Source organism: Chroococcidiopsis thermalis PCC 7203, from assembly GCF_000317125.1.
Taxonomy (GTDB): domain Bacteria; phylum Cyanobacteriota; class Cyanobacteriia; order Cyanobacteriales; family Chroococcidiopsidaceae; genus Chroococcidiopsis; species Chroococcidiopsis thermalis.
The window spans coordinates 3,140,201-3,155,241 of record NC_019695.1 but is presented as its reverse complement, the minus strand read 5'-3'; the positions used below and the strand labels follow the sequence as shown (position 1 = coordinate 3,155,241).

Here is a 15,041-nt window from a genome sequence, read left to right as displayed (position 1 = left end):
GTAGAGACGTTACATGTAACGTCTCTACTTGCGACTTCATCTTGTATATCGATGCTTGACTCCTACGGGGAAGTACTCTGGATCTCCGGTGGGGGCGAGGGATACGTGAGGAATTTGATATTCGGGGGGGACGTAATTGGCAAATTCGCTATTGAGTCGGAGCAATTGCGCGTGAATTGAGGTGGCGATCGCATTTCTTTTTGCTTCATTTCCCTCTACCCCTGGTGCTAACTCTACCACTATAGAGAAGAAACGGTTTCGATCGGCATCTTCCTTCACTTCCATTACAAATTTACCCGTCACCCATTCTCGAATCTGCGGTTGTTCTAAGCCAACGATGACATTTTCGGGATAGATATTTGCGCCAAAGTAAGAAATAGTAAAATTAGCACGCCCAAACACGTAGACGAAAGGTAGAGCATGGATGCCTCTCGTTCCTTGTTGCTGTAAAGTGACGATCGGGTCGAATCCGTGCGATCGCAAAAATTCCAGCATGGCATCGTAAGCAATGATTCCACCTGTATCGGCAATGTGATATCGCACGAGGGGAATGCCATTATCGCCCGAAAATAGTAGCGTGCCGTCTTGCACTTCAAAAAAGCGGCTGAGCGGATCGTATTGTACTAAGGTGGGTAAGCGCGATTCCCCAAATAAGCTACGGGCTACTTCTGGATTCTCTGCTAAAAAACGTCGGATGCAGATACTCAAAGGTGTTTCATTGCCTAACACGCCAGCATCAGCCGTGCCGTAGAGTGAAGCAGAATCATAGTAGGGATTGTTTGCTCCCACTCGTTCCCCTACTAAACTCCGCCACTCTTCGCTGAAGACTTCTCCTGCTAGGACTAATTTGATTTGGTAGCGCTGCCACTCTATGCCGTTAGCTCTACCAGTGTCAATGACATCTTTGAGAAAGGGCGGATATCCCAGTAATACTACTTGCTCGAATAAACTACCCAGTTCTTGCACGACACGGCAGATTTCTGTTTTGTTATTCCCTGGAGTTACAACAGTGATGGGATAACCCTTACTTGCCAAGTGGCGACAGCAATCAGTTGTAAACATCCCACCTACCCAAGTTCCCAACGTAAAACAGACAACTGCTAGAGTGGGGCGGGTGTCAGCAAAAAAGCTATCGTGAAATATTTGTTCAAAGCGGGTGGCAATTTGCAGTTCGTCGGTCAGGTAGCGCAACCAATACGTTGGTTTCCCCGTAGAACCCGATGATGCTGCTACCATATCGCATCTTTCTAGTTGTCCGTGCCGACAAAAATTTGGCAGGGAATGACAACGTAGGTAGTTGTCTTTTGTCAGTAGCGGCAGTTGTTGAAAGTCTGCCAAAGTTTGAATTGCTGTTGGCTCGATTCCCCGTGCCGTCAAAAAAGTTTTGTATGCTGGTACAGTTGCAGCCACATCGCGAAATAACTCTAAGGCAGCAGCTTGAGGAGAAACTTGTTGATGCTTGCTTAGTTTCGTTGCTAGAGGTGTAGTGAAAAACTCTTGCAAGGCTGTTAATACGCGATCGCTTTGTTCTTGCTGCATTACCTGTGATTGTTTTCGACCAACCGGATTGGAACGATCTTATCAAGACTATTGCAACAAAGTCGATTTACCTAAACCACTTTGTTGTTTCATTCTTCTTGCTTTTTTGCTGTTTGCTTTTCTCGGCGATCGTGTTGTTACTCACTAAAATCTCTACAATGTTAAGTAAGGTAAAGCTGTTGTTTAGAGATTGAGAGTTAGGAAAACAATAATGATATTCGGATTTGGTAAAAAAATCGCTATGCCTTCTCCTCAGGAGGCTTTACCCGGACGATCGCAAGCAATGCCCGTACCTCAGACTCACTACACAAATGGAAATCCTCTCAAGCCGCCATATCCTACCGGTATGGAGACAGCTATGTTTGGTATGGGCTGTTTCTGGGGTGCAGAACGCAAGTTTTGGCAGTTAGATGGCGTTTTTATCACTGCTGTTGGCTACGCGGCTGGCTTTACGCCCAACCCCACTTATAAAGAAGTTTGTTCGGGGATGACGGGTCACAATGAAGTTGTGTTTGTCGTCTACGATCCCAAAGTCATTAGTTACGAACAATTGCTGAAAGTTTTCTGGGAAAACCACGACCCAACTCAGGGTATGCGGCAAGGAAACGATGTCGGAACCCAATACCGTTCGGGAATCTACGTCTACTCTGAAGAACAGAAACAATTAGCAATAGCAACGCGAGATACCTATCAGCAAGCCTTGACTCAGGCAGGATATGGCAAGATAACCACTGAAATTATTGATGCTCCCGAATTTTATTGGGCAGAGGAATATCATCAGCAATATCTGGCAAAGAATCCTGGCGGGTATTGTGGTTTAGGGGGTACGAATGTAGCCTGTCCGGTGGGATTGATAGCAAGTTAGAACAACGTAGGGGGGCGTTAGTAACGCTCCCTACTATAGAAAATATTTATAACTAGAAATAAAGTTAATAATTAATCAACTAATTTTATTTTTCTCGGCGCGATCGCAACAAATATCTTTAAAGTTTCACTCCGACAACAAATAAAGTTTTTCGTAAATTTGTTTGGCTCTGCTCTCTACTCCCTAAGTCTTCGATCGTAAAGCTTTTTACCAACAAGCAATCTGTCGCGAGTTAGATGAGAATTTTTCCCCTTCTTATTTAAATTGCAATAGTAAAAGCCTTTTGTTGTCTGAATTAAAGCTAATCTCAGACAAACCTTGCTGCATGAATAACTATTTCAAATCTAACTCTAGAACTATTTTATATCTACTAAAAACATATCTATCTTTGGTAGATTAACAAAAATTAACAAATTCGTATATGATAAGGAAGGCTTGCATCAAATGCCTTCAAGTTTGGCTTGTCTACTTCTACGTTTGCTAAGGATTCTACTCTGACATGGTTGCATCGATTCCGAACCCTTTACAACAAAGTGCTTTAAACCAAAGTGAAACGCGATTGAATATTGGTTATTCATATACATATAAGGGGATTATAATTGCCTTAACGATTATTGTGACTTGGATAGCTAGTTTATGCTTTCTCCTCTCAAGTCAACTAGAAAAACTGGGAATCTGGGGAATTCTATTAGCAATAGTTTGGCAAACATTTTTGTATACAGGCTTATTTATTACAGCCCATGATGCCATGCATGGACTAGTCGCTCCAAATCATCTCCAAATAAATCGCTGGTTTGGTAGAGTCGCTGTAAGTTTATATGCTTTATTTCCTTACAATCGATTGCTGCAAAAGCACTGGGCGCATCACCGACATCCAGCCAGTCAACTCGATCCCGATTTTCACAACGGCAAGCAGAAAAACTTTTTTGCCTGGTACTTATATTTTATTGGAAACTATTGGAGTTGGCGACAAATCATTGGATTAACACTCCTTTTTCATAGCGCAAATGTATTATTAAATATATCTAGAGCCCACCTCATTTTATTTTGGGCGTTACCAGCAATTCTCAGTTCGGTACAGTTGTTTTACTTTGGTACGTTCTTAACTCACAGAGAACCAAGAGCAGGCTACGAAAATATTCATCGCGCCCAATCAACTCACATAGTGTCTTTCTGGTCGTTTCTTGCTTGCTACCACTTTGGATATCACGAAGAACATCACGAATATCCCCAAGTTCCTTGGTGGAAATTACCAGAAGTCTATAGGATGAAAAGAGAAGAATCAGTTATCAGTGACCAGTGACCAGTGACCAGTGACCAATTACACAATACTCATAACTCGCTACCAGCGACAGTACCAGTCGCAATGACAATTGCGGGATCGGATAGCGGCGGCGGGGCTGGAATTCAAGCAGATCTGAAAACTTTCGCCTTCCATTGCGTACACGGTACGAGTGCGATTACTTGTATCACGGCTCAAAATACTTTGGATGTTACGCGAGTTGATGCTTTACCTGCTGCTGCTGTTGTTGCTCAAATTCAAGCGGTGGTTGAGGATATCGGGGTTCAAGGTGTAAAAACTGGGATGTTGCTCAACCGGGAAATTATTACAGCCGTATCCCAGCAAGTTGAGAGCTTAAGTATAGATAAATTGGTTGTCGATCCCGTGATGGTGTCGCGCACGGGAGCGCAGTTAATTGATGATGCAGCAGTAACAAGCTTGCGATCGCAACTCATCCCTCTAGCAACCATAGTCACCCCTAACCGCTACGAAGCGCAGATCTTAAGTGGGAAAGAAATTCATAGCTTAGATGACATGAAAGCTGCGGCTGAGGACATTTTTCGCCGGACGGGAGCAAAGGCTGTGTTAGTCAAGGGTGGAGGAATGTTAGGAGAGGTGCGCGGCGTTGATGTTTGGTTTGATGGCGATCGCCTGGAGATAATAACGACAACCCAAGTCGATACAAAAAATACCCACGGTACGGGTTGTACCCTAGCCGCCGCGATCGCAGCCAATCTCGCTTTGGGGAAAGAGCCATTAACTGCTGTACGGCAAGCGAAAGAATACGTTACCACAGCCTTGAAACACGCCCTCAACATTGGCAAAGGACAAGGACCTGTCGGGCATTTCTTTCCCCTCCTGACTTCTGGCTCCTGACTCCTAATAACTGATAAATATTACAACTTAGCTGTGAAAGTAGCAAAATCTGGCTAAACTGGTGGCGAATATTTCTTTTGACGGCGCTAACCATGCGATCTAGCTCCAGCTCTGCTCATCATCATCCAACATCTCATCACTATATGCCCTCTGTGCCACTTTCGGTCTATCGGGAATTGGCATTGGAGTTGCAAGCTACCCAGGAGATAATTGACGCTCTCAAGTCGCAAAATCAGCAGCTAGCCAGACAAAATCAACACCTCCGCCAAGAAATTGAAAAAGTCGTACAGCATGTTTCCTATCTACAACAAGTGGTTGATACGACTGTGGCGAACCAAATAGAAAACGATCGCCCCGAACGAGAGGATCGAGTTAAACCAAAGCGCCCGCCGGCTGGTCGTGCCGGACACCAAGGCGGTGTGACAATGAAAACTGGCGGCGGACATGCTTCAGAATTTGTAGCAGTTGAAGAAGTGGAAGCAGATAATCACCATCACCGTTCCCCATCGGACGCTACTCGAATGAATGGCTGGGGATTGGCGATCGCAGTTTCAATCGTAGTCGTGACAGCATTTAGTACTGGATTTCTCCTGGTTCGCCCTCTAACATCCAATCGTTAAGCGATCGCACTGACTGCCTTCTTCTAAAAAATGTATTAATTAATACGATACTTCACACTAGAGGATGATACTACAAATAAGTTCCAGCTATTGCATTTGGGATCGATCGAGTGTAGAAAAACAGGATGGAGGCAATCTACGCAGTAATTCAAACAGTGCGATCGCACTCAAACTAAGAGATAATTTTCCTTTGGTGAATCACAGCAGTAAAACACACCAATATAAAACGATAAACAAACGGGAGTGAGAAAATTGAAAAAGGTAGAAGCAATTATCCGACCCTTTAAACTCGATGAAGTGAAAATTGCCCTCGTCAACGCTGGCATTGTGGGCATGACAGTTTCAGAAGTCCGAGGCTTTGGACGACAAAAAGGACAGACAGAACGCTATCGCGGTTCCGAGTATACGGTAGAGTTTCTGCAAAAACTCAAAGTAGAGATCGTCATCGAAGACGCACAGGTAGACATGGTAGTAGACAAAATCATCGCCGCCGCCCGTACTGGAGAGATTGGCGATGGCAAGATCTTTATCAGTCCTGTGGAAGAAGTCGTCCGCATTCGGACAGGTGAAAAGAATCTGGAGGCAGTTTAGGCTAGTTCTCAGTTATCAGTTATCAGTGACTAGTAACTAGTGGCTAGTGACAAGAATTGAGTCTAGCCGCTAGTCACTATCCATGCATCACTTGCAACTGGGGAATCAGGGCTTGAAAGGCTCGTCCGCGATGGCTAATTTCGTGTTTCAGTTGGGGTGGCATTTCGGCAAATGACATTTGCCGATCGGGAACGTAGAAAATCGGATCGTAGCCAAAGCCTCCTATGCCCCGTGGTGCAGTCAAAATTTCACCGCGACAAATGCCTTCGGCTTGCAGGACGATCGCGCCATCGGGACGGGCGATCGCGATCGCGCAGACAAATTGCGCCTGTCTATTTGCCGCGTCTCCTAGTTCCTGTAAAACCCGTTCGATCCGCTCTGCATCGGTTTTAGCATAACGGGCAGAGTAAATCCCAGGAGCGCCACCTAAAGCATCGACTTGTAAACCAGAATCGTCAGCGATCGCCCATTGTCCAGTTGCTTTTGCTACCTGAGAAGCTTTCAAGCAAGCGTTGGCAACAAAAGTATTGCCTGTCTCCTCAACTTCCAGATCTGACGGTTTGAGGGTCAATTCCCAGTCTAGATCGGTCAGGTAGGCTTGCATTTCCTTTAACTTACCTGGATTGCCAGTCGCAACAACCAGAAACTTTGGATTTTGGATTTCGGATTTTGAGTTCATTTACTTGTATCCGTCTATAGTCTACGGCGAGCTATGTACTGACCGTGGACGTTGACGCAATAAGGCATGAGGTAAGTCAGCATTCCAGATATCCAGCGTTCCCGATCCATGTCTCCACGCAGCAATGCTCCACCATGATTAATCGTAAACAAGATCGTGCCTACAAATAGAGCGGTCTTCAACCCCGTAAAGACAAATTTTCGATCGAACAAACTGCGGAAATATCCTGCGATCGCTTTCATGGAAAGTAGAGAATAGCCACCGAGGGAATTTTAAATTGACGGGCGAACCGTCAAGAGTATCTGGTGAATCAATTTTGGATATTAGATTTCAAATTCAATCTAAAATCCCCCTTGTCCCCCTGCCCTAGCTTTCCGCCCAATCCTTTGCCCAATTGAGGGTTTGATGCACCTGTTCAATTGTTGATGCTTCGCAGTATAAGCGCAAGACAGGTTCAGTGCCGCTAAAGCGAATCATCAGCCAGCTATCATCATCCAAGCGGAATTTGTAGCCATCAATCGTCTGACAGTTGACTACAGCTTTTCCAGCAATTTCTTTGAGGGGCTGAGTTTGCAACTGATCCAAGAGACGCGATCGCACTTCCATGCTTGCTAAGGGTAGATCGATGCGATCGTAGGCAGAGTGAAAGTTAGTTTTTGACTGGAGTTGCTGGTAGAGGGCGCTTAAATCTAGTCCAGATTGCGTCACTGCTTCTAGCACATATAAGGCAGAAAGTAAAGCATCTCGTTCGGGAATATGCGTTCCATAACCGATCCCGCCTGACTCTTCACCCCCAAGCAAAACTTGGGTTTCCAACATGCGATCGGCAATATATTTGTATCCCACCGGAGTTTCGGAAACTGGGATCTGATGTAAAGCTGCAACGCGGGGCATTAAGTCAGAACCGCTGACAGTTTTGACGAGTTCGCCTTTCATACCGCGATTTACGGCTAAGTGTTCGATCAAAATGGGAATCAGGACTTGGGAACTAAGAAAATTACCTTGTCCGTCTACAGCTGCAATCCGATCGCTATCGCCATCAAATACTAAGCCTACAGCCAAATTGCCTTTTTCAGCACTATGGGTACGGATGGTTTCAAATAAACGGGAAAGGTATTTTGGTAATGGTTCTGGCGCGCCGCCACCAAATAACGGATCGCGATCGCTGTTAAGTTCGTTGACTGGTACTTCTAATATCTGTGCTAGTCCCCCTGCGGCTGCACCGTGCATCACATCAGCAAAGACTGTTAGTTTACCTTGAGTAATATACGAGCGAATGCGATCGAGATCGACTTTTGCCCGTAGAGTGTCGCAGTAGCTAGACCAAGGATTGAATGTTGTCATTTTCCCAGGATTGGCACTGGTAGAGGATGGACGATCTAATAAAGATTCAATATTCTTTGTCACCTCTGGCGGGACAGAACCGCCAAAAGCGCCTTTAACTTTCAATCCTGAATAGCTACCTGGGTTGTGGCTAGCAGTAATGACTAAAGCGCCCAGAGCGTTGTGCTGTTTTGCCGCTAGACTAAAAGCAGGAGTGGGAGCATAAGTTTCTGATAAAAGTACGTCAAACCCTACCGCTGTAACGGCTTGGGCTGTTGCACGGGCAAAATCCTCTGACATGAAGCGGCGATCGTAGCCCACAATAATCGTATTGCTACCTGTAGTATTACCGTACGTTCGTGCTAAAACTTGAGCGGCGATCGGTGCAACTAACGCTAAGCGTTCAAATGTAAACTCATCAGCAATGATACCGCGCCAACCATCCGTACCAAACTTGATTTTATTGCCAATTCCTGGCATGGTATTTACCCCAGAACCCTAACGCTGGATCTTAACATCTCTGGTTTAATAAGCAATGAAGAAGTTTGCGCCTCTGGATTACGTTTGATGAATTTGAGGAACTTTTATGGAATCTATTTGCATATTCTGCGGTTCCAGTACGGGTAATCGTTCTATCTACCAAGAAGCTGCCCAAGCAATGGGCGAGGCGATCGCGCGTCGGGGATTAAGCTTAATTTACGGTGGTGGTAATGTAGGTTTGATGGGTATGGTAGCCGATGCCGCTTTAGCCGCAGGTGGTGAGGCAATTGGGGTTATTCCCAAGTTTTTAGTTGACAAGGAAATTGCCCACAACGGACTGACGCAACTACATGTCGTCGATTCCATGCACGATCGCAAAGCATTGATGACAGAATTAGCCGACGCATTTATTGCCTTACCTGGAGGATATGGCACGTTGGAAGAATTTTGCGAGATTCTTACCTGGGCGCAGTTGGGATTGCATCAAAAACCCCAAGGTTTATTAAATGTTGAGGGTTATTACGATCCGCTATTACAGTTATTCGATCGCGCCGTTACAGAAGATTTTTTAAGATCGGAATTACGTTCTTTGGTATTAGAATCGTCGTCATCTGAAGATTTACTTGATTTGTTAGCTAACTATCAGCCAATAACCGTTGAAAAGTGGTTGAGGCAAGATACTGAGATTTGAATTTTCGTTTGGCGATACATATCTTAAACTATTGCCGAAGTTTGTTCGACATAAGTGTAGTAAGTAATTGAGTATTGGGTGAATAAAATTCGCGACTACACAAACCAAGTCTGCCTACGCGGACTAATAGAAAGTATGTTTCCTTTTATAGAAATTCATACATCCCGTCTCAAACTTCGTCCTTATGTGAAAGAAGATTTAGATGACTTGCATCGCATTTTCATCGATCCTCAAGTCAGAAGATACTTATGCGACGATAAAATTATGCCGCGAGAATGGGTTGCCACAGAAATTGAAAATAATACTAAATGTTTTGAACAGCATGGTTTTGGTCAGTGGAGTATCTTGTTAAAAGATAATTCAGAATTAATTGGTTTCTGTGGTTTCCGATTCTTCTACGACAATCCACCAGAATTACAATTACTTTATGGCTTATCACCGCAATATTGGGGGCAAGGACTAGCAACAGAAGCTGCAACAGCCATGATTCAATATGGATTTACAGAACATAAATTTCAGCAGATTATTACTAATACTGATGTTGAAAATATTGCTTCGGTGCGAGTAATGGAAAGAATTGGTATGAGATTTGTCCAGCGCGCTAATAAAGAAGGATTAGACGTGCTGTATTATGCTATCTCTCGCGAAGAGTATCAATTCGATCGTTCTTTATATAGTCTGCATATAAAATCTGACTTTTCCCACCATAGCTAGGATTGCTTGTAATTGGCTACCCTCTGGAGTTAAACAACTACTTTGTTGCCTAATTTTGTTGCATAATTTTGATAAGGCTAGCTCAACAACAAAAGCGCTACTCAAGCCGAACAATTGCTTTGCTCAGTAATGCAGATTATTGAGAGAAGGATTGGCAAACAGTTCCAACTGCCCTTGACCTATTACTGAATAGGTTAGGAGATAGAACTATGACAACCACTGAGTCTTATTCTACCAAACAGGAGATTTTGGCTTATTTGCTGAAACAAGGACAAGCAACAGCACAGCAGTTGGCGAAAGCTTTATTAATTAGTCGGCAAGCAACACAACGGCATCTGAAAAATTTGCAGAATGAGCAGCTGATTGAGTATCAACCGATGCCAGTTGGCATGGGGCGACCGCATCATGTCTATCAGCTTAGCCGTCAAGGAAGAGCTAGCTTTCCCCATAGTTACGATGAGTTTGCCATTTCATTTTTAGATACTTTAACGGACATGGTGGGGGAAGAACAAGTAAGAGCAATTCTCCGCCAGCAGTGGGAACGTAAAGTTGTCAAATATCGCCAATACTTGGGAAACGGTTCGCTGCAAGAGCGAGTGGCAAAACTAGTAGAACTTCGTCAACGAGAAGGGTACATGGCAGAATGGCATTTAGTAGTAAGTGGCGATCCTAGTAATTCCAAGGATAAATTTGTCCTCACCGAACATAACTGCGCGATCGCCAAAATTGCCAAGTCATGTTCCTTTGTTTGCGGTCATGAGTTAGAAATTTTTGCGGCGGTTTTGCCAGAGTGTATTATCGAGCGCACCCAATGGATGAATAGCGGCGATCGCTGCTGCGGCTACTCGATTCAAGCGAAATGATACATGTAAATTTATTCATCCTCAAAGCTTGTTAGTAATTGCGATTGGCATCGCCTGACGGCTACAAAGACGATCTTGCTTCCTTCCTGCTCGAAATCTTCTATATGCGCTAGCTGAGCGAGTTTGGCAGTCTTAGCTGTGGCAAAAGGTCCAAAGTAGTAGGTACAAAGGGGGCGATCGGTCACGATTTCTGCCCACCATTCCAAGTTTTGTTGCTCTAGTTGAGACATGAAATGCTCTCGAATTCAGGTTATGCTTAACTCCAATCTGGTTTGATGTTTTCCATAGTCCTGGTTTTCCTGCCTTAGTCTACTCAACTTCAGTTGCACTCGCACAAGTGCTAATAGTTGCGCGATCTGAACTCGTCGTCCTCGGAATGAACTGACGATTCACCGACGCAAAGGCGATCGCAAGGAATTTTATCCGACAGAATCGAGCCGCTTGCCGCACCTGTATGAATTTCTAACCGGGCATCTGGTACGGCTTCAAATAATAATCTTTGCCCTGGAAACACAACTCGCTCAAACCACCAGTGAGGAATATTGGTAATGCGGGCAATTTGAAGGCTGTTAGTAGCATTGGTATAGCAGCACAGAACGCTACTTTGGTTTGTTGCAGCGCGATCGAGTACTTGAATCATGATTATGGAAACCTTTGAAAACTCAGTTTTCTCCCGAAGAAATGCCACATTTGAGTGCTGAATGCTGATTTTACTGGGACGCTCTTTTATGCCAAATCTGCTGAAACCGTCAATTTTTCTGGTTTGCAGCGTTTGATTGTTGCCATAATTTCTGTAGCTCCTTCTTGCTCTAAATCTTCTACATAGCCAGTCTTCGCAGCTTGAGCTTCTCTAGCAGTAAGGAAGGGACCGAAGTAATACGTACAGAGTGGATTCTGGGTGTCAATTTCTAGCCACCATGCCCAGCCAAAGTTGTGGCAGAAGTCGATCGCACCCTCTTTAACGTTGTTCCAGATGGCATTCATATCTTTCCTATATCTAACCGGATCGTAAGTTCACAGGTTCAGCAGCACCTTTTCTGCCTTACTCACTTCCACTTGCCCTGGCTGCTTTACTTTAAAGTTTGCCAACCCTTCGATCGCGTTACGGTTAATCCGAATCTCAACAAAAACGCAATCCGCTTTTGTCTCGATCGCAAAACTCCTTTCCACACTACAAGCTGGTGCTTTGACTATCTTGCTCCTCTTGACAATAACTCAGTGCCGTGCTATCCACAAGCTACGCTGTTTCAAAACTTTACCCAGCTAAGTGTGTATAGCTCAGCGAATGCGTGCATCAGATAATTGTCAGAGCGTCTGTTATTCACTTAAGCAACATATCTGTTGTTTAAGCTGTTGACTAGTTTAGCAACATACTTGTTGTTTAAGTCAAGTGAGCGTGATGGGGATTTATTGTGTCGAATTGTCTAAAAATGCTCTTAAAACAACCTTTTTTGCTTACTCACTCTTTTTATCTCGGTTTTATTAAGTATTAGTGTTAAACGTTCTTTCTTGGCAAGGAAGCGCTAAAAATTGACCTACATGTGTTTGCGGCGCTCGTTATTAGCAGAAGTTAGTCGGATCTTCCACACTTTTTTCTAACAATCGATAGTGCCGTGTAGATGAAATTTACGTCATCTAACTGAAAAGCGATCGCTACTTTTGACCAACCAGAGCGGCTAAAGTTTTCAAATCAGGTACTTCTAAATCTGCACCAGAATCTTGCTTAACTCCGCGCCGATTTACCCACACCGCAGTCATACCCAATGTTTTAGCGGGTACAATATCGTGATACACGCTAGCTGCAACGTGTAATATTTTTTCTTTAGGTAAACCAATTCTATCAAATGCTGCGTAGAAATTATTATGAGAGGGCTTATAACTTTTTAGCTGTTCTGCTGTAATAACATAATCAAAATCAACTTGTAAATGTTTCACTGTTTCAGCAAACAAATCGTTATCCACGTTAGAGATTACAGCTAGTTTAAATTTCTGTTTTAAGACTTTTAACGCCTCTACACTATCAGAAAAGGGTTGCCAACTAGTTAAAGAATTGGCTAGCGCATCTACTTCTGTAGGATTTGGTGTAAAGTCGAAGCGATCGCCCATTTTTTTGACAACATTTCTCAGCACTTGCCGATATTTAATATACTCGCCTGCTTCTATTTCATTTTCGATTTCACCAAAAGCATCAAAGATCTGTTCGTTGGTTAGTTGGATATTATGGTTAGAAAGAATAGGGGCGATCGCTGTTGAAACACCAGTTTCCCAATCAATCATCGTACCGTAACAGTCAAAGGTTAAAGCTTCATAGTTGTTTAAATCGATTTTCATGGTGACTCCTAATACCATTTTGATCTGACTGCGCCACGGAAGATCCCCCCAACCCCCCTTAACAAGGGGGGCTATGAGCGACCGATTTAGTGCAAGGATAAATAGAATTGGTATAACATCTAATCGTTGCATTGTGCCAAAACAAAACTATACACAATTTTTTTGTTTTAAAAGTTTTTGATTTCTACTTTTTCTAAATGTTTAATCAATTCTTCCCCATCGGCATTATGTTCCTTAGCAATTCGTTCGGCAATAGCTGTGTTTCCAGAACAAATTGCTTCAATTAATAACCTATGTTGCTCGATAATTTCTTCGACATCGGGAATTAGAGTATTACAAGAGGCAATATACAAGCGAATTTGTTGCCCGACAATTTGATATTGTTGTTGCAATCTCTGATGTTCTGATAGCTGGACGATCGCTTGATGTAATGCAAAGTCTGCATCTGCAACTTTACCACGGCGATCGCTTTTTGTTGCCTCAATCAGTTGTTTTAAACTACTATTTAAAATCTCAGCTTTATCGGCTGTCATTGCAGCAGCAGCTAATTTGGCGGCTAAACCTTCTAATGCACTGCGTAACGTATACAGTTCCCAAGCATCTTGAGAACTCAGTTCCAACACAGCACAACCTTTGTAGGGAATTTGTACCACCAAACCCTCGTAAGTCAGCTGTTGTAATGCAGAACGGATCGTTCCCCGGCTGAGATTGAGTTCTTCTGATAGCGGAATTTCTAGCAGGCGCGAACCAGGCGGAAATCCGCCACTGAGAATTTGTTCTCGAATCGCCTCAGCTGCTTGAATGTCCAAACTTTTCGCGACTATTGCCAGGTTCGAGTGTCTGCGTTCCACCACTTCGTACCTCAAAAGGTTAGCACTACCAAGAATGATAGATTGTAGATTGTAGATTGTCAACAATCTACAATTGCTGGTTACAGTGATGAAATCTTGCACCACGATATGTAAGGGCGCACAGCTGTGCGCCCCTACAACGTACACTTACTTGGGAATGCGATCGCCAAATTCTCCCGCCCAGGTTGCTAGTTCGTCTGTATTTACTGGGATTTTAGCTGGAGATATCTCAGAATGGTGTTGCTTATCGACCTCTATGCGTAGCTGGGTAATTCTAGCTGATAAACTACTCAAAATTGCTTGCGTTTGTTTGCGTAAAGAGCTAACTTCTTTAGCAAGACGCTGAGTCATTTCTGCATTTTGCTCGTAGCTTGCTTGTAGTTCTGAAGATGGCTGGCGATCGCAATTTTCAGTTTGTGCAGTTGAGGCTGTAGCAATTATACATTGGAGTTTTTGACTGACCGATTCAACCTCTCCTTTCAGAGATTTTGTGACGCGCTTAGATTCTGTCAAGCTATTTTTAACTTGTTCGTTCAGTTCTTCTAATTGTGCTATCCGATTTAAGAATTCAATGAATGGTAAGCTATTAAATTGCCGCTCTAACTTTTGGATTTTTTCATTAACTTGCGACTGTTGGACTCGATCTTCGGCTTGAACATCTGAGTAACTTACTACCCGATCGCTTAAATCTTGAATTTGCTGAGTCAACGTCTGAAGGTTGTCGGGGGCTGGCGTATGGTTTTCGAGATTGTATAATAATTGTTCTTCTATATGAGTAATTTGTTCTTGTAAAATTAGTTGTGATTCTAGTATTTGACCCTGATTGTATTGTCGTTCTGTTCTTTTAATATTTGCTTCCAACCCGTTCAAAAGTTGCTGTAAATTTAAGTTTTGAGTATCAAGTCTGTATGGTTTTAAAAAATCTTCGATAATAACGAATCGTTGTTGAATTTGAGAAAAATCTAAATATAGCTTATCAATTTCAGATAATGTAGCTTGAATGTCAGCAAGATTGGCATCGCGAGACAAGACAAGCTGTTCTAGTTGAAAAAATCGATCTTGTGGCTGGCGACTTTCATGCAGATATTTTTGTTTAGATATATTAGCGTGCAGAGATAGAAATAAAAAAATAGGAGTTGAAATAGTAAAAATATTATTGCCTGAGAAAGAAGCAATAAAGCTAAGAATAGAAATTGCTATGAGTAAGTATTCTAATTTACCCAACCATTTGCGATAGAGAAGACTGAAAACACCAGACATAAAAGAATTTTTCTCAGATTCCGAGCTATTCACATCTAAATTAGAGTATGCTTGCGGCAAACCTCCTCAGTAAAAC

General features: G+C 43.3%; 19 protein-coding genes. 8 read left to right on the top strand and 11 right to left on the bottom strand.

The genetic code is table 11. From position 1 onward, the window contains the following. Window positions 1–36: 36 nt before the first annotated feature. Window positions 37–1,539, bottom strand: a complete 1,503-nt coding sequence (locus CHRO_RS13915; protein ID WP_015154851.1) for a phenylacetate--CoA ligase family protein — start codon at window positions 1,537–1,539, stop codon at window positions 37–39. 208 nt (window positions 1,540–1,747) lie between these two features. On the opposite strand from CHRO_RS13915, the gene msrA reads away from it, so the two are divergent. The 5 genes from msrA (at window position 1,748) to CHRO_RS13890 (ending at window position 5,773) form a co-directional block, all read left to right on the top strand. Beyond that, a complete protein-coding gene (gene msrA, locus CHRO_RS13910; RefSeq protein WP_041463126.1) occupies window positions 1,748–2,404 on the top strand; it encodes a peptide-methionine (S)-S-oxide reductase MsrA in 657 nt (218 codons plus the stop codon). A 499-nt stretch (window positions 2,405–2,903) separates the two neighbouring features. Next, window positions 2,904–3,707 carry a beta-carotene ketolase CrtW gene (crtW, locus tag CHRO_RS13905; RefSeq protein ID WP_015154849.1) on the top strand — a complete coding sequence of 268 codons (804 nt, stop codon included), beginning with the start codon at window positions 2,904–2,906 and terminating at the stop codon, window positions 3,705–3,707. Window positions 3,708–3,770: 63 nt separating this feature from the next. After that, window positions 3,771–4,562 (top strand): bifunctional hydroxymethylpyrimidine kinase/phosphomethylpyrimidine kinase, encoded by a 792-nt coding sequence (gene thiD, locus CHRO_RS13900; RefSeq protein ID WP_015154848.1) that lies wholly within the window; start codon window positions 3,771–3,773, stop codon window positions 4,560–4,562. A gap of 92 nt (window positions 4,563–4,654) precedes the next feature. Further along, window positions 4,655–5,182: a hypothetical protein gene (locus tag CHRO_RS13895; RefSeq protein WP_015154847.1), complete on the top strand. Its 528-nt coding sequence runs from the start codon at window positions 4,655–4,657 to the stop codon at window positions 5,180–5,182. Window positions 5,183–5,434: 252 nt separating this feature from the next. Further along, window positions 5,435–5,773 (top strand): P-II family nitrogen regulator, encoded by a 339-nt coding sequence (locus CHRO_RS13890; RefSeq protein WP_039717719.1) that lies wholly within the window; start codon window positions 5,435–5,437, stop codon window positions 5,771–5,773. A gap of 76 nt (window positions 5,774–5,849) precedes the next feature. Here the strand turns inward: CHRO_RS13890 and rdgB are convergent, their stop codons facing one another. The 3 genes from rdgB to CHRO_RS13875 form a co-directional block, all read right to left on the bottom strand. Then, window positions 5,850–6,452 carry an RdgB/HAM1 family non-canonical purine NTP pyrophosphatase gene (gene rdgB / locus CHRO_RS13885; RefSeq protein ID WP_015154845.1) on the bottom strand — a complete coding sequence of 201 codons (603 nt, stop codon included), beginning with the start codon at window positions 6,450–6,452 and terminating at the stop codon, window positions 5,850–5,852. A gap of 14 nt (window positions 6,453–6,466) precedes the next feature. Next, window positions 6,467–6,694: a nitrate/nitrite transporter NrtS gene (gene nrtS, locus CHRO_RS13880; RefSeq protein ID WP_015154844.1), complete on the bottom strand. Its 228-nt coding sequence runs from the start codon at window positions 6,692–6,694 to the stop codon at window positions 6,467–6,469. Between the two features lie 124 nt (window positions 6,695–6,818). After that, window positions 6,819–8,255, bottom strand: a complete 1,437-nt coding sequence (locus tag CHRO_RS13875; protein ID WP_015154843.1) for a phosphoglucomutase/phosphomannomutase family protein — start codon at window positions 8,253–8,255, stop codon at window positions 6,819–6,821. Between the two features lie 106 nt (window positions 8,256–8,361). On the opposite strand from CHRO_RS13875, the gene CHRO_RS13870 reads away from it, so the two are divergent. The 3 genes from CHRO_RS13870 (at window position 8,362) to sufR (ending at window position 10,523) form a co-directional block, all read left to right on the top strand. Continuing rightward, the gene (locus CHRO_RS13870; protein WP_015154842.1) at window positions 8,362–8,946 is read left to right on the top strand and encodes an LOG family protein; all 585 of its coding nucleotides are present in this window, start codon (window positions 8,362–8,364) and stop codon (window positions 8,944–8,946) included. Between the two features lie 135 nt (window positions 8,947–9,081). Then, complete coding sequence (locus CHRO_RS13865; RefSeq protein ID WP_041462475.1) at window positions 9,082–9,660, top strand: GNAT family N-acetyltransferase; 579 nt, start codon at window positions 9,082–9,084, stop codon at window positions 9,658–9,660. A gap of 209 nt (window positions 9,661–9,869) precedes the next feature. Continuing rightward, complete coding sequence (gene sufR, locus CHRO_RS13860; protein ID WP_015154840.1) at window positions 9,870–10,523, top strand: iron-sulfur cluster biosynthesis transcriptional regulator SufR; 654 nt, start codon at window positions 9,870–9,872, stop codon at window positions 10,521–10,523. A gap of 11 nt (window positions 10,524–10,534) precedes the next feature. Here sufR and CHRO_RS13855 read toward each other — a convergent pair whose 3' ends face one another. The 7 genes from CHRO_RS13855 to CHRO_RS13830 all read right to left on the bottom strand — a co-directional run bounded on the left by CHRO_RS13855 (window position 10,535) and on the right by CHRO_RS13830 (window position 15,025). Further along, complete coding sequence (locus CHRO_RS13855; RefSeq protein ID WP_015154839.1) at window positions 10,535–10,753, bottom strand: DUF1816 domain-containing protein; 219 nt, start codon at window positions 10,751–10,753, stop codon at window positions 10,535–10,537. A gap of 110 nt (window positions 10,754–10,863) precedes the next feature. Next, window positions 10,864–11,163: a DUF1830 domain-containing protein gene (locus CHRO_RS13850; RefSeq protein WP_015154838.1), complete on the bottom strand. Its 300-nt coding sequence runs from the start codon at window positions 11,161–11,163 to the stop codon at window positions 10,864–10,866. Window positions 11,164–11,249: 86 nt separating this feature from the next. After that, entirely contained in the window at window positions 11,250–11,507 is a 258-nt protein-coding gene (locus CHRO_RS13845) for a DUF1816 domain-containing protein (RefSeq protein WP_015154837.1), read from the bottom strand. A gap of 30 nt (window positions 11,508–11,537) precedes the next feature. Further along, window positions 11,538–11,693 (bottom strand): hypothetical protein, encoded by a 156-nt coding sequence (locus CHRO_RS32225; RefSeq protein ID WP_158631940.1) that lies wholly within the window; start codon window positions 11,691–11,693, stop codon window positions 11,538–11,540. A 483-nt stretch (window positions 11,694–12,176) separates the two neighbouring features. Beyond that, complete coding sequence (locus tag CHRO_RS13840) at window positions 12,177–12,854, bottom strand: haloacid dehalogenase type II (RefSeq protein ID WP_041463123.1); 678 nt, start codon at window positions 12,852–12,854, stop codon at window positions 12,177–12,179. A 167-nt stretch (window positions 12,855–13,021) separates the two neighbouring features. Continuing rightward, entirely contained in the window at window positions 13,022–13,705 is a 684-nt protein-coding gene (locus CHRO_RS13835) for a GntR family transcriptional regulator (RefSeq protein WP_106169880.1), read from the bottom strand. Between the two features lie 147 nt (window positions 13,706–13,852). Beyond that, window positions 13,853–15,025 (bottom strand): coiled-coil domain-containing protein, encoded by a 1,173-nt coding sequence (locus CHRO_RS13830; protein ID WP_146139700.1) that lies wholly within the window; start codon window positions 15,023–15,025, stop codon window positions 13,853–13,855. Between the last annotated feature and the right edge of the window lie 16 nt (window positions 15,026–15,041).